This is a genomic window from Streptomyces sp. NPDC048297 (genome assembly GCF_043201585.1).
Classification (GTDB): Bacteria; Actinomycetota; Actinomycetes; order Streptomycetales; family Streptomycetaceae; genus Streptomyces.
Window position 1 is genome coordinate 221,084 of sequence record NZ_JBICZA010000001.1, and the last position, 15,733, is coordinate 236,816.

The 15,733-nt window shown below is 70.9% G+C and carries 17 protein-coding genes; 11 read left to right on the top strand and 6 right to left on the bottom strand.

Translation table 11 applies throughout. The features are described from left to right. Positions 1-2 precede the first annotated feature (2 nt). On the bottom strand, positions 3-590 hold the full coding sequence (locus ACGFYV_RS00980) for a pyridoxamine 5'-phosphate oxidase family protein (protein WP_393876197.1): 588 nt from the start codon (positions 588-590) through the stop codon (positions 3-5). Positions 591-743: 153 nt separating this feature from the next. On the opposite strand from ACGFYV_RS00980, the gene ACGFYV_RS00985 reads away from it, so the two are divergent. Continuing rightward, the gene (locus tag ACGFYV_RS00985; RefSeq protein ID WP_393876198.1) at positions 744-1,937 is read left to right on the top strand and encodes an argininosuccinate synthase; all 1,194 of its coding nucleotides are present in this window, start codon (positions 744-746) and stop codon (positions 1,935-1,937) included. Positions 1,938-2,104: 167 nt separating this feature from the next. Beyond that, positions 2,105-3,532: an argininosuccinate lyase gene (gene argH / locus ACGFYV_RS00990; RefSeq protein ID WP_393876199.1), complete on the top strand. Its 1,428-nt coding sequence runs from the start codon at positions 2,105-2,107 to the stop codon at positions 3,530-3,532. Between the two features lie 54 nt (positions 3,533-3,586). Here the strand turns inward: argH and ACGFYV_RS00995 are convergent, their stop codons facing one another. Next, positions 3,587-4,012, bottom strand: coding sequence for a tautomerase family protein (locus tag ACGFYV_RS00995; protein WP_393876200.1), 426 nt, complete (start codon positions 4,010-4,012; stop codon positions 3,587-3,589). Positions 4,013-4,063: 51 nt separating this feature from the next. Continuing rightward, the gene (locus ACGFYV_RS01000) at positions 4,064-4,765 is read right to left on the bottom strand and encodes an SDR family oxidoreductase (protein WP_393876201.1); all 702 of its coding nucleotides are present in this window, start codon (positions 4,763-4,765) and stop codon (positions 4,064-4,066) included. Positions 4,766-4,852: 87 nt separating this feature from the next. On the opposite strand from ACGFYV_RS01000, the gene ACGFYV_RS01005 reads away from it, so the two are divergent. The 5 genes from ACGFYV_RS01005 (at position 4,853) to ACGFYV_RS01025 (ending at position 10,256) form a co-directional block, all read left to right on the top strand. Beyond that, entirely contained in the window at positions 4,853-5,434 is a 582-nt protein-coding gene (locus ACGFYV_RS01005) for a winged helix-turn-helix transcriptional regulator (protein WP_393876202.1), read from the top strand. Positions 5,435-5,588: 154 nt separating this feature from the next. Beyond that, entirely contained in the window at positions 5,589-6,560 is a 972-nt protein-coding gene (locus tag ACGFYV_RS01010) for an aldo/keto reductase (protein WP_393876203.1), read from the top strand. Positions 6,561-6,755: 195 nt separating this feature from the next. Further along, positions 6,756-7,337: a TetR/AcrR family transcriptional regulator gene (locus tag ACGFYV_RS01015; RefSeq protein WP_393876204.1), complete on the top strand. Its 582-nt coding sequence runs from the start codon at positions 6,756-6,758 to the stop codon at positions 7,335-7,337. Then, positions 7,334-8,866, top strand: coding sequence for an MFS transporter (locus ACGFYV_RS01020; RefSeq protein ID WP_393876205.1), 1,533 nt, complete (start codon positions 7,334-7,336; stop codon positions 8,864-8,866). The genes ACGFYV_RS01015 and ACGFYV_RS01020 overlap by 4 nt, the downstream gene beginning before the upstream one ends. A gap of 181 nt (positions 8,867-9,047) precedes the next feature. Then, the gene (locus tag ACGFYV_RS01025; protein WP_393876206.1) at positions 9,048-10,256 is read left to right on the top strand and encodes a cytochrome P450; all 1,209 of its coding nucleotides are present in this window, start codon (positions 9,048-9,050) and stop codon (positions 10,254-10,256) included. A gap of 108 nt (positions 10,257-10,364) precedes the next feature. Here ACGFYV_RS01025 and ACGFYV_RS01030 read toward each other — a convergent pair whose 3' ends face one another. Continuing rightward, the gene (locus ACGFYV_RS01030) at positions 10,365-11,036 is read right to left on the bottom strand and encodes a lysophospholipid acyltransferase family protein (protein ID WP_393876207.1); all 672 of its coding nucleotides are present in this window, start codon (positions 11,034-11,036) and stop codon (positions 10,365-10,367) included. 392 nt (positions 11,037-11,428) lie between these two features. Between ACGFYV_RS01030 and ACGFYV_RS01035 the strand changes: the two genes are divergently transcribed. From ACGFYV_RS01035 to ACGFYV_RS01045, 3 genes are all read left to right on the top strand, one after another. After that, positions 11,429-12,604, top strand: a complete 1,176-nt coding sequence (locus ACGFYV_RS01035) for a glycerophosphodiester phosphodiesterase (RefSeq protein WP_393876208.1) — start codon at positions 11,429-11,431, stop codon at positions 12,602-12,604. A gap of 100 nt (positions 12,605-12,704) precedes the next feature. Further along, a complete protein-coding gene (locus tag ACGFYV_RS01040) occupies positions 12,705-13,211 on the top strand; it encodes an RNA polymerase sigma factor (RefSeq protein WP_393876209.1) in 507 nt (168 codons plus the stop codon). A 45-nt stretch (positions 13,212-13,256) separates the two neighbouring features. After that, on the top strand, positions 13,257-13,754 hold the full coding sequence (locus ACGFYV_RS01045; RefSeq protein WP_393876380.1) for a GNAT family N-acetyltransferase: 498 nt from the start codon (positions 13,257-13,259) through the stop codon (positions 13,752-13,754). Positions 13,755-13,874: 120 nt separating this feature from the next. Here ACGFYV_RS01045 and ACGFYV_RS01050 read toward each other — a convergent pair whose 3' ends face one another. Together ACGFYV_RS01050 and ACGFYV_RS01055 are read right to left on the bottom strand one after the other, a co-directional pair. Next, on the bottom strand, positions 13,875-14,294 hold the full coding sequence (locus ACGFYV_RS01050) for a hypothetical protein (RefSeq protein WP_393876210.1): 420 nt from the start codon (positions 14,292-14,294) through the stop codon (positions 13,875-13,877). 2 nt (positions 14,295-14,296) lie between these two features. Then, positions 14,297-14,656, bottom strand: a complete 360-nt coding sequence (locus ACGFYV_RS01055; protein WP_393876211.1) for a hypothetical protein — start codon at positions 14,654-14,656, stop codon at positions 14,297-14,299. 69 nt (positions 14,657-14,725) lie between these two features. Here ACGFYV_RS01055 and ACGFYV_RS01060 point away from each other — a divergent pair, with 69 nt between their 5' ends. After that, complete coding sequence (locus ACGFYV_RS01060; RefSeq protein WP_393876212.1) at positions 14,726-15,376, top strand: HAD family hydrolase; 651 nt, start codon at positions 14,726-14,728, stop codon at positions 15,374-15,376. The last annotated feature ends 357 nt before the right edge of the window (positions 15,377-15,733 follow it).

Below are 15,733 nucleotides of genomic sequence, written 5' to 3' on the forward strand. Positions count from 1 at the left end.
GCTCAGACGGTAGAGGGCGGGAGCGGGAGCGGCAGCCCGGGTAGGCCGTCCAGGCTCCTCGCGATGTGCTCCTTCTTGTGGAAGTACGCGTCCAGCGAGGCGTCGTCCTCGCGCGCGAAGCGCTTCCCGTGCAGATCGCGGTCCTCCTCGTACGCCATGAAGGGGACGGCGTACCCGCAGGTGTCGCGGATCAGCTCGGCGTGGACGACGATGACCGCGCGCAGTCCGTGGAGGCCGGGGTCGATGTCCGGGAAGTGCGCGACCAGCTCCGGGAAGCGCGGGTCGTCACGGAAGACGGGCTCGCCCCGGCCGTGCACGCGCACGATGTTCGGCGGGCCCTGGAAGGCGCACCACATCAGGGTGATCCGCCCGTTCTCCCGCAGGTGGGCGATCGTCTCCGCGTTGGATCCGGCGAAGTCCAGGTAGGCCACGGTGTGTTCGTCGAGCACCGCGAACGAGCCCTTGAGGCCCTTGGGGGAGAGGTTGACCGTGCCGTCGCCGGCGAGGGGCGCGGTGGCCGTGAAGAAGAGGGGCTGCTCCGCGATGAACGTCCGGAGCCTGCCGTCGATGCGCTCATAGGTCTTTCCCATGTCTCACGATGCTCGCCGAAAATCCTTCGCCTGTCTAAGCATTTCCCGGGCTCGTCACCAGGAAAGTCGACACCCTTGCGAGTCCCGATTGACGAACCATGCAGAGTTCTGCATACTCATGCATGTCAGCGAATGCACTGTGAGGAGAAAACCGTGACCGAGCGCGTCGTACTCGCCTACTCAGGCGGTCTGGACACCTCCGTCGCCATCGGCTGGATCGCCGAGGAGACGGGCGCCGAGGTCATCGCCGTTGCGGTCGACGTCGGCCAGGGCGGCGAGGACCTGGACGTCATCCGTAAGCGCGCCCTCGCGTGCGGCGCCGTCGAGGCCGAGGTCGCCGACGCCAAGGACGAGTTCGCCGACGAGTACTGCCTCCCGGCGATCAAGGCCAACGCCCTGTACATGGACCGCTACCCGCTGGTCTCCGCCCTCTCCCGGCCGACGATCGTCAAGCACCTCGTCGCCGCCGCCAAGAAGCACGGCGCCACGACCGTCGCCCACGGCTGCACCGGCAAGGGCAACGACCAGGTCCGCTTCGAGGCCGGCATCGTCGCCCTCGCCCCCGACCTCAAGTGCATCGCCCCGGTCCGCGACTACGCGATGACCCGTGACAAGGCGATCGCCTTCTGCGAGGCCAAGCAGCTCCCGATCGCCACCACCAAGAAGTCCCCGTACTCCATCGACCAGAACGTCTTCGGGCGCGCGGTCGAGACGGGCTTCCTGGAGGACATCTGGAACGCCCCGATCGAGGACATCTACGAGTACACCTCCAACCCGGCCGAGCCCCGCGAGGCCGACGAGGTGGTCATCACCTTCAAGCACGGCGTCCCCGTCGCCATCGACGGCAAGGCCGTCTCCGTCCTCCAGGCGATCCAGCAGCTCAACGAGCGCGCCGGCGCCCAGGGCATCGGCCGGATCGACATGGTCGAGGACCGGCTCGTGGGCATCAAGTCCCGCGAGGTGTACGAGGCTCCGGGCGCGATCGCCCTGATCACCGCCCACCAGGAGCTGGAGAACGTCACCGTCGAGCGCGAGCTGGCCCGCTACAAGCGGCAGGTCGAGCAGCGCTGGGGCGAGCTGGTCTACGACGGCCAGTGGTTCTCCCCGCTCAAGCGCGCCCTGGACGGCTTCATCGCCGAGGCCAACGAGCACGTCAACGGCGACATCCGGATGACCCTGCACGGCGGCCGCGCCGTCGTCACCGGCCGGCGCTCCGAGTCGTCCCTGTACGACTTCAACCTCGCCACCTACGACACCGGCGACAGCTTCGACCAGGCCGCGGCCAAGGGCTTCATCGACATCTACAGCCTGTCGTCGAAGATCGCCGCCAAGCGGGACCTGGCGTAACACCGTACGGGTCACCTCGCGACAGACCGTACGGGTCGCCTCGCAAGGCACCGGACGGGTCACCCCGCGACGATCGGCCTGACAGCCGCCTCCTCACCTGCCAAGGTGAGGAGGCGGTGTCACATCACGAGCCTTGTGGCACACCATGAGCTTTGAGGAGCAACGCAGTGAGCAGCAACAGCGGTGACGTACGGCTCTGGGGCGGCCGTTTCGCCGACGGTCCCGCCGAGGCCCTGGCGAAGCTGTCCGCGTCCGTCCACTTCGACTGGCGGCTCGCCCCCTACGACATCGCCGGTTCCCGCGCCCACGCGCGCGTGCTGCACACGGCGGGTCTGCTCACCGCGGACGAGCTGACGCGCATGATCGCCGGGCTCGACCGGCTGGAGGCCGACGTGGCGGACGGCTCCTTCGTCGGCACCATCGCCGACGAGGACGTCCACACCGCCCTGGAGCGCGGCCTGCTGGAGCGGCTCGGGCCCGACCTCGGCGGCAAGCTGCGCGCCGGCCGGTCCAGGAACGACCAGGTCGCGACCCTCTTCCGGATGTACCTGCGGGACCACGCCCGGATCGTCGGCGGCCTGATCGCCGAACTCCAGGACGCGCTGATCGGCCTCGCCGAGGCCCACCCGGACGTGGCCATGCCCGGCCGTACCCACCTCCAGCACGCCCAGCCCGTGCTCTTCGCCCACCACGTCCTGGCCCATGTGCAGTCCCTGTCCCGGGACGCCGAGCGGCTGCGCCAGTGGGACGAGCGGACGGCCGTGTCGCCCTACGGCTCCGGCGCCCTCGCGGGCTCCTCCCTGGGCCTCGACCCGGAGGCGGTCGCGCGCGACCTCGGGTTCGAGCACGGCAGCGTCGGCAACTCCATCGACGGCACGGCCTCCCGTGACTTCGTCGCCGAGTTCGCCTTCATCACCGCGATGATCGGGGTCAACCTCTCCCGGATCTCCGAGGAGATCGTCATCTGGAACACGAAGGAGTTCTCCTTCGTGACCCTGCACGACGCGTTCTCCACCGGCTCGTCGATCATGCCGCAGAAGAAGAACCCGGACATCGCGGAGCTGGCCCGGGGCAAGTCCGGCCGCCTCATCGGCAACCTCACCGGGCTCCTCGCCACCCTCAAGGCCCTGCCCCTCGCCTACAACCGCGACCTCCAGGAGGACAAGGAGCCGGTCTTCGACTCCTGCGACCAACTGGAGGTGCTGCTCCCGGCCTTCACCGGCATGATCGCCACCCTCACCGTCAACCGTGAGCGCATGGAGGAACTGGCCCCGGCCGGCTTCTCGCTCGCCACCGACATCGCCGAGTGGCTGGTCAAGCAGGGCGTGCCGTTCCGGGTGGCGCACGAGGTGGCAGGCGAGTGCGTGAAGGTGGCGGAGGCCGAGGGCAAGGAGCTGGACGAGCTCACGGACGAGCAGTTCGCGAAGATCTCGGCCCACCTCACCCCCGAGGTCCGCTCCGTCCTCAACGTCCCCGGCGCCCTCGCCTCCCGCGACGGCCGTGGTGGCACCGCCCCCAGCGCGGTCGCCGTCCAGCTGACGGAGGTCAAGGCGGACGTGGCGCGGCAGCACGCGTGGGCGACCGCGAAGAAGTAGGAAGAAGCAGGCGGCCGGGCGGCCGTATGGCCGCCCGGCTCGTCGAAGCAGCAGTCAGTAGGGCGAGACCGCGTTGTCCTTCGCCCATTGCCGTTCCACGTCGGAGCCTCCGGGCGGCGGCACGAGCCCGTTGATCATCCAGAGATCCTCGCTGGTCTCGTCCACACTGAACTCCCAGTGCAGCCCTGCCTTCTCTTCGAGGTGGGGCCGCAGCATGCCGTTGACCCACTGAGCGGTCCGGCGCCGGCTCTCCTGGTCGACGTTGTGCCGGGCGATGTGGTCGATGGTGATGCGGACCCCGGCCGGGGTCGGTTCCCCGCCGAAATACATGTCCTCGGGCTGGATCTCATGGAACAGCGCGACCACGTAGAACCGGGGCAGCCCGATCTTCTCGTAGTGGTCGGTGATGCGGGAGGCGAGGCGGTGCTTCTCCTCGCCGGTGAAGATCCCGGGCGTGTGGTGAATCGTCCACAGGGGCATGGCGGTTTGGTTCTCCCTCGGGTGAGTGTCGGGTGAGTGCCGGGCGGGGTGTCAGCGGGCGAACGGGAAGGCCAGATCCTCCACGGGGCCGGACAGTGCCGCCTTGGCGGCGACGGTGACGTCGTCGGTGAGCACCTCCGTGGCACCGGCCTCCAGACCGTCCACGATCCGTGCGGCGATGTCTGCCGGCGTCGCCTTCGGCAGATCCACGGCGGAGACCATCTCGGTGTCGATGAACCCCGCGTGCACGCCGACGACCTGCGTCTTCTGGCCCGCCAGTTCCCCTCGCAGCGTGTTGGTGACGGACCACGCCGCCGCCTTGGACGCCCCGTAGGCGCCGGCGCCGGACATCCAGGACAGTACCGAGTGCATGTTCACCAGCGCGCCCCCGCCGTTCGCGGCCAGGACCGGCGCGAACGCCCGTGCCACCCGCAGCGGCCCGAAGACGTTGACGTCGAACGTCGTGGTGGCGTCATCGAGGTCGCCCGTCAGCAGCGGGGCCGGCAGCAGGATCCCGGCGTTGTTGAAGACGATGTCGACATCGGTGGCGACCTCCGCGAGGGCGGCGACCGACGCGGCCGAACGGACCTCCAGCTCCGCCGAGACGACCTCCGGCCGTTCGTCGGTGTGGGCCGAGCGTGCCGTGGCGTACACCTTGCGCGCCCCGCGTGCCAGCAGCTCGTCCACCAGCGCCGCGCCGAGCCCCCTCCGGCCTCCGGTCACCAGGACCACCTTGTCTGCTACCGCGACCATGACCTCTCCTCAATCTGGGTAACGTGATCGTTAGTGAGAGGGAATCACGGCTCACTGGGTAACGCAAGCGTTAGTTATGCTGGGGTCATGGCGATGAACTTCGAGGAGCGGCTGCGCGACCCGGGGCCGTGGCCGATCGGCGACGCGTGCTCGGCCGGGCGGGTTCTCGACCTGCTCAACACCAGGACGGCGTTCCTGGCGGTCCGGGAACTCTTCTACGGCACGACCCGGTTCGACGACTTCGTGACGCGCATCGGGGCCTCGGCGCCCGCGGTGTCACGGGCCCTCGCGCAGCTGAAGGCCGCCCGGATCGTCAAGGTCGTCCCCTACCGCGAACCGGGCAGTCGGGCGCGTGAGGAGTACCGGCTGACCGAGGCCGGTGAGGACCTGCTGCCGGTGTTCCTGTCGCTGGTGCAGTGGGGTGACCGGTACCTTCAGGACGGCCGCCCGCCCTTGTCGTTCGTCGATGCCGACAGCGGCCGTCCGGTGCGGGTCCGCGTCACCGCCGACCCGGCGGTGGAGGCGGCGTCCGACGACATCGAGATCCGGCGGCACCCCGACCTCCAGCCCCGGCCGCCGCAGACGGCCCCGGCCGCCGGCGCCCAGCCCGATCCCATCGACCATGGCGAGCCCGGCCCCACCGATCACGGCGAGCCCGGCCCCGACTGAGGCTCCCCGGTCGCATCGCCCCGCGACCCCTCACGTCACCCCGCCCGGCACCCCGCAACCCGGCGCGCACGGATGAACGCGCACGCGTGAAACGATCACCTCGCGGGTTACGTTGGGCCGAGCCCCCCACGGAGCCGACCCCACGGAGCCCGCGATGCCTTTCGCCCGTCTCGCGACCGCCACCACGCCGACCTGCCACATCGGCCTCGGCCTGGCCGCCGTAGGCCGCCCCGGCTACATCAACCTCGGCCGGGAGAGCGACCTCGGCGAGGACCGCAGCGTCGAAGCCCTGCGCACCCGCACCCATGAACTCCTCGACGCCGCCTACGCCCAGGGCGTGCGCTACGTCGACGTCGCCCGCTCCTACGGCCGCTCCGAGGAGTTCCTCGCCGACTGGCTGCGCGCCCGCCCCGGCACCGACGACGTGGTCGTCGGCAGCAAATGGGGCTACACCTACACCGCCGACTGGTCCACCGACGCCGCACAGCACGAGGTCAAGGACCACAGCCTGGCGGCGTACGAGCGCCAGCGCGCCGAGACCGACGCGCTGCTCGGCGACCGCCTCGACCTCTACCAGATCCACTCGGTCACCCCCGGCAGTCCCGCCCTCACCGACAAGGAACTCCACGCGAGGCTCGCCGAGGCCGCCGCCGGGGGTCTCACCGTCGGCTTCTCCACCAGCGGCCCCGCCCAGGCCGACACGATCCGCGCGGCGCTCCGGGTGAGCGTCGACGGCGAACCCCTCTTCCGTACCGTGCAGTCCACGTACAACGCGCTGGAGCACTCGGCCGGCCCCGCGCTGGCCGAGGCGCACGACGCGGGGCTCACCGTGATCGTCAAGGAGGGCCTGGCGAACGGCCGGCTGGCCGGACCGGACGCGCCGGCCGTGCTGAAGGCCGTGGCCGCCGAGACGGAACTCGGCTGCGACGCCGTGGCCCTCGCCCTGATCCTGCGCCAGCCCTGGGCCGGTGTCGTCCTGTCCGGCGCGGCCACCGTCACCCAGCTCGCCTCCAACCTCCACGCGCCCGTCGTCGACCTCGACGTCGACCAGCTCACCCGCCTCGCCACGCTCGTGGAGGACCCGGGCACCTATTGGGAGCGGCGCGGAGAGCTGCCCTGGCACTGACGGACACCCCCGCCGGCCGGCACCTGTGAGTCACGCGCTCTGAGCAGCGCACTCCGCGTCACGCACCCTGAGCAGCGCACTCCGCGTCACGCACCCTGAGCAGCGCACTCCGCGTCACGCACCCTGAGCAGCGCACTCTGAGTCACGCATGCCTTTGATGAGACAAAGATGTCTCACATGGGCTACTCTTGTCTCATGGCCCTGGATCGTGACCACGTGCTGCGCAGCGCAGCCGCCCTGCTGACCCGCAAGTCCACCGCGACGATGGACGAGGTCGCCAGGGCCGCCGGGATCAGCCGGGCCACGCTGCACCGCCACTTCGCCGGGCGCGACGCGCTCGTGCGGGCGCTGGAGGCGCTCGGCATCGCGGAGTGCGACGCCGCGCTGGACGCGGCCCGTCTCGACGAGGGCCCGGCGAGCGAGGCCCTGCAGCGCATGGTCCGCGCGATCGAGCCCTCGGCCGCCCTGCTCGCCTTCCTCTACACCGAGAACCAGCTGTTCGAGGGCGAGCAGCAGAACCAGGGCTGGGCCCGCCTGGACGAACGCCTCACGGACCTGTTCCGGCGCGGCCAGGAGGGCGGCGAGTTCCGTATCGACCTCACCCCGGCCTGGCTCACCGAGGCGCTGTACGGCCTGCTGGCCTCCGCCGCCTGGGCGGTCGCGGAGGGCCGTGTGGCCGGCAAGGACTTCACCTACATGACCGTCGAGCTGCTGCTCGGCGGCGTACGACGTGCGGACGCACCACGAGCGGACGCACCACGGAGAGAGGAATCATGACCAGCACCCTGCAGTCGGTCCACGCGGCCGAGGTGGAGAGGCGTCCGGGCCGCTGGCTCGCGCTCTGCGTCCTCGTCCTGGCCGTACTGCTGGTGGCCGTCGACGCCACCGTCCTCGGCCTCGCCACCCCCTACATCACCGAGGACCTCGACCCCACCGGTACGCAGCTCCTGTGGATCGGTGACGTCTACTCCTTCGTCATCGCCGGACTGCTGGTCTCCATGGGCAGCCTCGGCGACCGCATCGGCCGCAAGCGGATCCTGCTCGGCGGCGCCACGGCGTTCGGCGCGGTGTCCGTCCTGAACGCCTACGCCACGACACCCGAACTCATGGTCCTGGCGCGGGCGTTGCTCGGCGTCGCGGGTGCCACCCTGATGCCGGCCACCCTCGCCCTGATCCGCAACATCTTCCACGACGCGCGCGAACGCAGCCTCGCCGTCGGCATCTGGGGCGCCACCGCGTCCGCGGGCACCGCCGTCGGCCCCATCGTGGGCGGCCTCCTGCTCGAACACTTCTGGTGGGGCTCGGTCTTCCTGATCAACCTGCCGGTGATGGCCGTCCTCGTCGTCGTCGGCATCCGCACCCTGCCCGAGTCCCGCAACCCGAACCCCGGCCCCTGGGACCTGATCAGCGTCGTGCTGTCGCTGGTCGGCATGATCGGCGTCGTGTACGCGGTCAAGGAGGCGGCGACCCACGGCTTCACCTGGGCCACGCTCGCCTCGGGCCTGCTGGGCGCGACCGCGCTGTACGGCTTCGTCCGCCGCCAGCTCACCATGCCGACCCCGCTGCTGGACATGCGGCTGTTCCGGCGGCGCGGCTTCAGCGGGGCGGTGCTCGCCGACCTGCTGACCGTGCTCGGCATGTCCGGCCTGGTGTTCTTCCTGTCCCAGTTCCTGCAACTCGTGCAGGGCAGGGGCCCGTTCGAAGCGGGCCTGGCCGAACTGCCCGCCGCCGTCGGCGCGGTGGCGGCCGGCCTGGTCGCGGGCCGCACGGCCCGGCGCTTCTCCGTGCGCGCGGTGGTGACGGGCGGTCTGGCCGCGGTCGGCATCGCCCTCGCCGTCCTCACGGCACTGGACATCTCGACGGGCTACCCGATGCTCGGCGCCGCACTCCTGGTCGTCGGCGTCGGCGCCGGCTTCTCCTTCACGGTGACGGCCGACGTCATCCTCTCCAACGTCCCCAAGGACCAGGCGGGCGCCGCCTCCGCCGTCTCCGAGACGGCGTACGAACTCGGCGCGGCCCTCGGCATCGCCCTGCTCGGCTCGATCGTGACCGGCGTCTACCGCGACTTCACCGGCCCGGCCGGAACCCCGGCAGCGGCCCACGAGTCACTGGGAGCGGCGGTGGAGGCGTCGGCGCACATGTCCCCGCTCGCGGCGGACTCCCTGCTGGAATCGGCCCGTTCGTCCTTCGTCCACGGCCTGCACCTGGCCTCGGGCGCGGGAGCGGCCGTCCTGCTGGCCGCCGCGGCGGCGGCCTGGTTCCTGCTGAAGGGCCAGAAGCTGGAAGGCGCCGGCCAGGACGGCTGACCGGAGGCGCTGCGCGGGGTCTGACCGTCGGGACCTTCACGGTGCCTGAAAGTGCTGTGACGAGACGTGAGCATGGCGATTCCCTCGTTCGCCGGGATATCAAGGGCCGGGCAGGTGCGGGCCACGAGGCGCTCGCACCCCAGAGCCCGGTTCTCACGTTCCCTCGACGAGGCAGGCCCCTTTGACCGAACTCGATGAGACTCTCCGCTACCCGATCCCGCGTGACCCGCGGTGTCCGCTGGACCCGCCCGGCGTCTACGAGCGTATGCAGAAGGCCGACGGGCTGACACGGGTCAGGATCCGGGACGGCAGCGAACCCTGGCTGGTGACCCGGTTCGACGACGTCGTACAGGCGATGGGCGACGCCCGGCTCAGCGGGGACCACAGGCTCCCCGGATTTCCGCTCGCCTCGGCGTCCAGCGCGGCCAGACTGGAGGGGACGCTGCCGTACGCCTTCCGCGAGGACGACATGCACAGGGCCCAGCGGGCCATGCTCATGCGGGAGTTCACCCCGAAGAAGATGGAGGAACTGCGCCCCCGGGTGCAGCGCTTCGCCGACGACGCCATCGACGCGATGCTGGCCGGACCGCGTCCCGTCGACCTGGTGTCGGCCTTCGCACTGCCGTTCGCGATCCACGTCATCTGCGAACTCCTCGGAGTGGACGGCGACGAGGAGCGCGAGCATCTGCACGGACTCTGCCGCGCCATGGGTTCGCGCACCACGCCGCCGGAGGAGGCTTCCCGCGCGAACGCGGCTCTCCAGGAGTACTTCCAGGGCCTCGTGGAGGCGGGACTGGACGGCTCCGGAAAGAGCCTGGTGGTGGACCTGCTGGCCGAGCGGATCCGGGCCGGGGAGCTGACGCGGGACGACGCCGCGGGGACGATCCAGATGATCTTCCACGCAGGGCACGGGCCGACCGCGTACATGATCGCCGTGGGTACGGTGGCACTGTTCGCGCACCCGGAACAGCTGGCCGCCTTCCGCGACCTGGACGACGTCGCCCCGGCCGTGGTGGAGCTGCTGCGGTACACCACCGTCTCGCAGGCCGCCATGCCGCGTGCCGCCACCGAGGACGTCGAACTCGGCGGCACCGTGATCCGGGCCGGCGAAGGGGTGCTGCTCCAGATGGACGCCGCCGACCGGGACCCGTCGGCCTTCCCCGAACCGGACCGGCTCGACCTCAGCCGGCCGCCGACGCGGAACGTGGCGCTGGGCCACGGGCTGCACCAGTGTCTGGGCCGCGCCCTGACCTATGTCGAGTTGCAGGTCGCCTTCGGCACCCTCTTCCGCAGGATCCCCGGGCTGCGACCGGCGATACCCCTGGAGGAAATGCCGTTCAAGGACAACGAGCACCTGGTGGGCCTGTACAACCTGCCGGTGACTTGGTGACCCGGTGACCTCGCGACGAGGTGATGACCTGGTGACCAGACGATGACCTGCTGAGACGGCGGCCGGTCGCCGAGGTGGCGGCCGGTCGCCGCGGCGGGCCCGGAGGCCTTACGCCGCCTTCGCCTTGGTCGCGTAGATGTCCACGTACTCCTGACCGGACAGCCGCATGACCTCGGCCATCACCGAGTCCGTCACGGCCCGCAGCACGTACCGGTCGCGGTCCATGCCCTCGTAGCGGGAGAACTCCATCGCCTCGCCGAACCGCACGGTCACGCGGCCCGGCCGCGGCATCCCCGCACCGCCCGGCTGCAGCTTGTCCGTGCCGATCATCGCGAAGGGAACCACCGGCGCGCCCGTCATCAGAGTGAGGCGGGCGATGCCGGTGCGGCCGCGGTAGAGGCGGCCGTCGGGCGAGCGCGTGCCCTCCGGGTAGATACCGAAGATCCTGCCCTCGTCGAGGACACGGCGGCCGGTCATCAGCGCAGCCACACCGCCGCGACCGCCGTCACGGTCCACCGGGATCATGCCGACGCCCGTGAAGAACCACGCCATGAGACGGCCCTTGAGGGACTTGCCGGTGACGTACTCGTCCTTGCCGATGAAGAAGACCTGACGGTCGCAGACCAGCGGCAGGATCATCGAGTCGATGAACGTCAGGTGGTTTCCCGCCAGGATGACCGGGCCGTCCCCCGGAATGTGCTCCACGCCCTCCACCTGTGGGCGGAACATCAGGCGCATGATCGGTCCGAGCACTGCCTTGATGAGCGCGAAGCGGGACAACGGGTCCTCCGATGTCGAGGGAGCGATATGAGTCTGTGCAGGTGAGGACATTACTCGCGGCTCGGCGGGAATCGCACATCGGGTGCGCGCGGTTCACCGAGGTCTTACGCATTGTTGACGTGGGTTTACCTGCGGTGGCGTGCCGGAGTCGGCGGTCGACGCCCCGGTGACGATGTGACGGACATCGCGTCGGACCCGGCACCGCTCCCGCTTTCCGCCCCGCCCCGTCCCTTCCGGGGCCTTCCCGGGACCCCGTTCGCCGACGGGCCGTCACCTCCCGCAGCCCAGCCGACATACGACGTCACCTCTGTGTTCCGGCCGGGGTCGATCGGCCGTCATGTGGACCCCCCTACGATCGGCGCGCACTCAAGAGGGACGGCAGGAGGGCGCTCATGGACAGCGACCAGGCGAACCAGCAGACACCGGTGACCGGACGGCGGGCGCTCCTCGGCGCCGCCGTCCTCGGCGCGAGCGGAGCGGTCCTCGGGCTGCCCGGTGTCGCCCGAGCGGCCGACACCCGGACGGCCGCACCCGGCGCGCGCGGCCTGAAGAGCCTGCCGGTGCCGACGATCATCGGCCACCGGGGTGCCAGCGGCTACCGCCCGGAGCACACCTTCGGCTCGTACGACCTGGCCCTCGACCTCGGCGCCGACATCGTCGAGGCCGGCGACCTGGTGGTCACCCGGGACGGGCACCTCGTCTGCCGGCACGAGCCCGAGATCGGCGGCACGACGGACGTCGCCTCGCACCCCGAGTTCGCCGGCCGCAGGACCACCAAGGTCCTGGACGGCGTCGCCACCACCGGCTGGTTCGCCGAGGACTTCACCCTCGCCGAGCTGAAGACGCTGCGCGCCGTCGAGCGCATCCCGGCCAACCGCCCGCACAACACGCTCTACGACGGACGCTGGGAGATCCCCACCTTCGAAGAGGTCCTGCGGTGGCAGGACGAGCAGACCCGCAAGCGCGGCCGGCAGGTCTGGATCTACCCCGAGACCAAGCACCCCACCTACTTCCGCAAGCTGGGCCTCGGCCTGGAGGAGCGGGTGGCGAAGCTGCTGCGCAAGTACGGCAAGGACAACCGCAACTCGCCGGTCATCCTGCAGTCCTTCGAGCCGACCAGCATCCAGAAGCTGAACCAGCTCGTCGACAACCCGCTCGTCGTCCTGCTCTCCTCGGCCGACAGCCGCCCCTACGACTTCGTCGAGGCGGGCGACCCGCGTACCGTCGCCGACCTGATCACGCCCAAGGGACTGCGGGAGATCGCCGGCTACGCGCAGGGCATCGGCCCCACGCTGGACCTGGTCATCCCGAAGAACGCCGACGGCACCCTGGGCCGGCCGACCCGGCTGGTCTCCGACGCGCACAAGGTGGGGCTGGTCCTGCACCCCTACACCATGCGCAACGAGAACCCCTTCCTCCCGGCCGAGTACCGCAAGGGCAGCGCGGCGGACGCCTACGGCGACCCCTTCGGTGCCTTCAAGACGTACTTCGCGACCGGCATCGACGGCGTCTTCACCGACAACGCCGACACCGGCCTGCTGGCCCGCGCCGACTTCCTGGCCGGCTGAGCCCCGCCGCCTTCGTCAACACCAACGCCGTACGACACCCTTCGGGGTGACTCCGCGCCGCCCCGGAAACTCCCCGCCGGGGCGGCACGTCGTTGTGCATATGACGCACGACCTGGTGACCGCCCTGCGCCCGCTGCTCGCCGCCGAGGCCTCGGCCGAGGCGCACGCCTTCGGAGGTGAGCCGGGAGATCTCGAACAGGCGGTCTGGCTGCGCCTGCTGGAGCGGCTGGCGAGCGAGGGGCCGCCGCTCGACCCTCCGGGCTGGCTGCGCAAGGCCGTCCGCGCCGAGGCGCGCCGCACCCGTCGTACGACCCGCGTCGAACTCCCCTACGGCGCCGAGCCGGTCGCCGACGCCCGGCCCGGACCCGAGCAACTCGCCCTCACCGCCGCCCGGTACCGCACCCTGCACGCCGCGATCCGCCGGCTGCCCGGCCGCTGCCCGTCGCTCATCGAGGCGCTGCTCTCCCCGAAGGACCTCACATACCGGGAGATCGCGGGGGAGTTGGGTATCTCACAGGGCAGTCTGGGACCGGAACGTTCCAGATGTCTGGGATGTCTGCGGCGATTGCTCACTCCGGAGGTTGCGGTCCTCGAAGTGCGGGGATAGGAGTGGGGAACGACAGGTGATCAGGTGAGCGGGAGGCGTGCGCACATGGGCATGAGCGTGACCATCGCGGTGGCGACCGGGCAGGACGCGGAGCAGATCTTCAGGCTCCAGTACCTGTGCTTCCAGAGCGAGGCCGCTCTGTACGGCAACTACCGCATCGACCCGCTGGTCCAGGACCTCGACGCGGTCCGCCAGGAGGTCGCCGCCGACTGCGTGTTCGTCGCCCGGCTCGGCGACGAGGTGGTCGGCTCGGTGCGCGGCAAGGTCACCGAGGACGGCGCCGCCGCCATCGGCAAGCTCTGCGTCCACCCCCGGCTCCAGGGGCACGGCATCGGCGCCCGCCTGCTGCGCGCGGTCGAAGCGGAGTTGGCGCAGGAGCGCGGCGCCACCAGGTTCCGCCTCTTCACCGGCCATCGCAGCGAGGGCAACCTCCGCCTCTACCGCCGCGTCGGCTACCAGGCGGTGGGCCGCTCCACGGGCGCCGACGGAGTGGAACTGATCATCCTGGAGAAGCCGGCAGGGGTCTTCGTCCAGACCGCGTGAGCGCGACGCACCCGCGCCCACCGGCGCACCCGCGCCCACCGGCGCACCCGCGCCCACCGGCGCACCCGCGCCCACCGGCGCACCCGCGCCCACCGGCGCACCCGCGCCCGCCGACGCTCCTCAGGCACCGGCCCCGCGAGACGCCTTCCGCAACCAGTACATCGCGGAGAGCGGCAGCAGGACCGGGATGAAGACGTACCCCATCCCGTACTGCGACCACACGGTCGCATCCGGAAACGCGGACGGCTCGACCACGGTCCACGTGCCGACCACCAGCACACCCACCAACTCGGCCGCGCAGCACACCAGCGCCGCGCGGCGGGCCGTCTCGCCGCCCCGGACCAGCGTGTAGGTGATGAACCCGTACACGACACCCGCCAGCGCCGACAGCGAGTAGGCGAGCGGCGCCCGCTCGAAGTCCGTCGCGATCTGGTACGCCGAGCGCGACACCGCACCGACCACCATCACGCCGTAGAACCAGACGAGCAGCATGCCCGGCCCGCTGATCAGCCGGGCCGGCTTCTCCTGCACCGCCGTCATCTTTAGCCTCCCCAGATGTCGAAGAGCCGCACTTCGAGAACGGCCAGCACCACACCGCCGGCCGCCGCCGTCACCGAGCCCCAGCGTGTCCGCTCGGTCAGCGACATGAAGCCCGCGGCCGGCACGCACGCGAACGCGCCCAGCAGATAGGCCACGAAGATCGTCGTGCCCTGCTCCGGCTTCTCGCCCCGCGCCAGCCGCACGATCCCGACCACCAGCTGGATGAGGGCCAGCAGGGACACCACGGCCATGCCGATGAAGTGCCAGTCCTTGGTCGGCTGGTCCCGGTAGGCGGCCCAGCCGCACCAGGCGGCGAGCAGCAGCGCGGCGACGCCGGTCACCAGCGTCAGGGCATTGAGCATGCGGTGACCTTATTACGGCGGAAACGGCAGGCCGTCGCCGACCCCGGCGTACGCCGTAGGGTCCAGACCATGACGATCCACGCACACGCCCTCCTGTTCGACAACGACGGCACCCTCGTCTCCTCCCTCGACTCCGTCGAGCGCTGCTGGACGCGGTGGGCCGAGGAGTACGGGATCACGGCGGAGCGGTTCCGGGGCGTGGCGCTGCACGGGCGGCCCGCCGTCGAGATCGTCGCCGATCTGCTGCCCGCCCACCTGGTGGCGGAGGCCGTCGCGCGGGTCGAGCTGCTGGAGGTGGAGGACGTGCCGAACGGGGGCGTGCGGCTGCTGCCCGGGACGCGGGAGTTCCTCGACTCCCTGCCGGCCGACCGCTGGGCCGTCGTCACCTCCGCCACCCGGCGGCTCGGCGAGGCCCGCCTGGACGCGGTCGGCATCCTGCCGAAGACGCTGGTCACCGCCGACGACATCACGCGCGGCAAGCCCGACCCCGAGCCGTATCTGCTCGCCGCGCGGCGGCTCGGCGTGGACCCGGCCCGGTGCGTGGTCTTCGAGGACGCCCCCGCCGGGCTCCGGGCGGGCCGCGCGGCCGGAATGACGACCGTGGCGTTGGCCACAACCCACCGGGCGCAGGAGCTGGACGCCGACCTGGTCGTGAAGGACCTCTCGGCCTTGTCCGCGCTGGTCACCGACGCCGGAGTGGAGATCTCCGTCCGGCACTGAAAGTGTCCACGTCTGTCCAGCATATGGACGGCTGCCCTTGGTCAGGAGCGTGAGTCTGTTTTACTGATCGCATGACCACGACGAACAGCCGCACCCCTGCGACCGAGGCGACCATGACGCCCGGTGTTCGTTGTATGTGTCAGATGACGTGTCGAATGTGCGCCTTCTAGAGGGCCCCCGCACCACCTGAGCCTCGCGCCCCGAAGCGAGAGCCGCGGCCCGTCCCGCGCCGGATCCTCCGGCGTCCACGCGGCAGGCCGCCCCGCGCACGCACCGTTCTCCCCGGTTCACTCGCCCGCGCGAGAACCGTGTCGCGTCCCTGCATGAACGCAACGAACGCACCGTGTCCGGGCACAC

Bases quoted from the DNA above. Each gene is read 5' to 3' on its own strand.
- ACGFYV_RS00980 (WP_393876197.1), bottom strand. From the start codon at position 590: ATGGGAAAGACCTATGAGCGCATCGACGGCAGGCTCCGGACGTTCATC.
- ACGFYV_RS00995 (WP_393876200.1), bottom strand. From the start codon at position 4,012: ATGCCCCTGTGGACGATTCACCACACGCCCGGGATCTTCACCGGCGAG.
- ACGFYV_RS01000 (WP_393876201.1), bottom strand. From the start codon at position 4,765: ATGGTCGCGGTAGCAGACAAGGTGGTCCTGGTGACCGGAGGCCGGAGG.
- ACGFYV_RS01005 (WP_393876202.1), top strand. From the start codon at position 4,853: ATGGCGATGAACTTCGAGGAGCGGCTGCGCGACCCGGGGCCGTGGCCG.
- ACGFYV_RS01010 (WP_393876203.1), top strand. From the start codon at position 5,589: ATGCCTTTCGCCCGTCTCGCGACCGCCACCACGCCGACCTGCCACATC.
- ACGFYV_RS01015 (WP_393876204.1), top strand. From the start codon at position 6,756: ATGGCCCTGGATCGTGACCACGTGCTGCGCAGCGCAGCCGCCCTGCTG.
- ACGFYV_RS01020 (WP_393876205.1), top strand. From the start codon at position 7,334: ATGACCAGCACCCTGCAGTCGGTCCACGCGGCCGAGGTGGAGAGGCGT.
- ACGFYV_RS01035 (WP_393876208.1), top strand. From the start codon at position 11,429: ATGGACAGCGACCAGGCGAACCAGCAGACACCGGTGACCGGACGGCGG.
- ACGFYV_RS01040 (WP_393876209.1), top strand. From the start codon at position 12,705: ATGACGCACGACCTGGTGACCGCCCTGCGCCCGCTGCTCGCCGCCGAG.
- ACGFYV_RS01045 (WP_393876380.1), top strand. From the start codon at position 13,257: ATGGGCATGAGCGTGACCATCGCGGTGGCGACCGGGCAGGACGCGGAG.
- ACGFYV_RS01050 (WP_393876210.1), bottom strand. From the start codon at position 14,294: ATGACGGCGGTGCAGGAGAAGCCGGCCCGGCTGATCAGCGGGCCGGGC.
- ACGFYV_RS01055 (WP_393876211.1), bottom strand. From the start codon at position 14,656: ATGCTCAATGCCCTGACGCTGGTGACCGGCGTCGCCGCGCTGCTGCTC.
- ACGFYV_RS01060 (WP_393876212.1), top strand. From the start codon at position 14,726: ATGACGATCCACGCACACGCCCTCCTGTTCGACAACGACGGCACCCTC.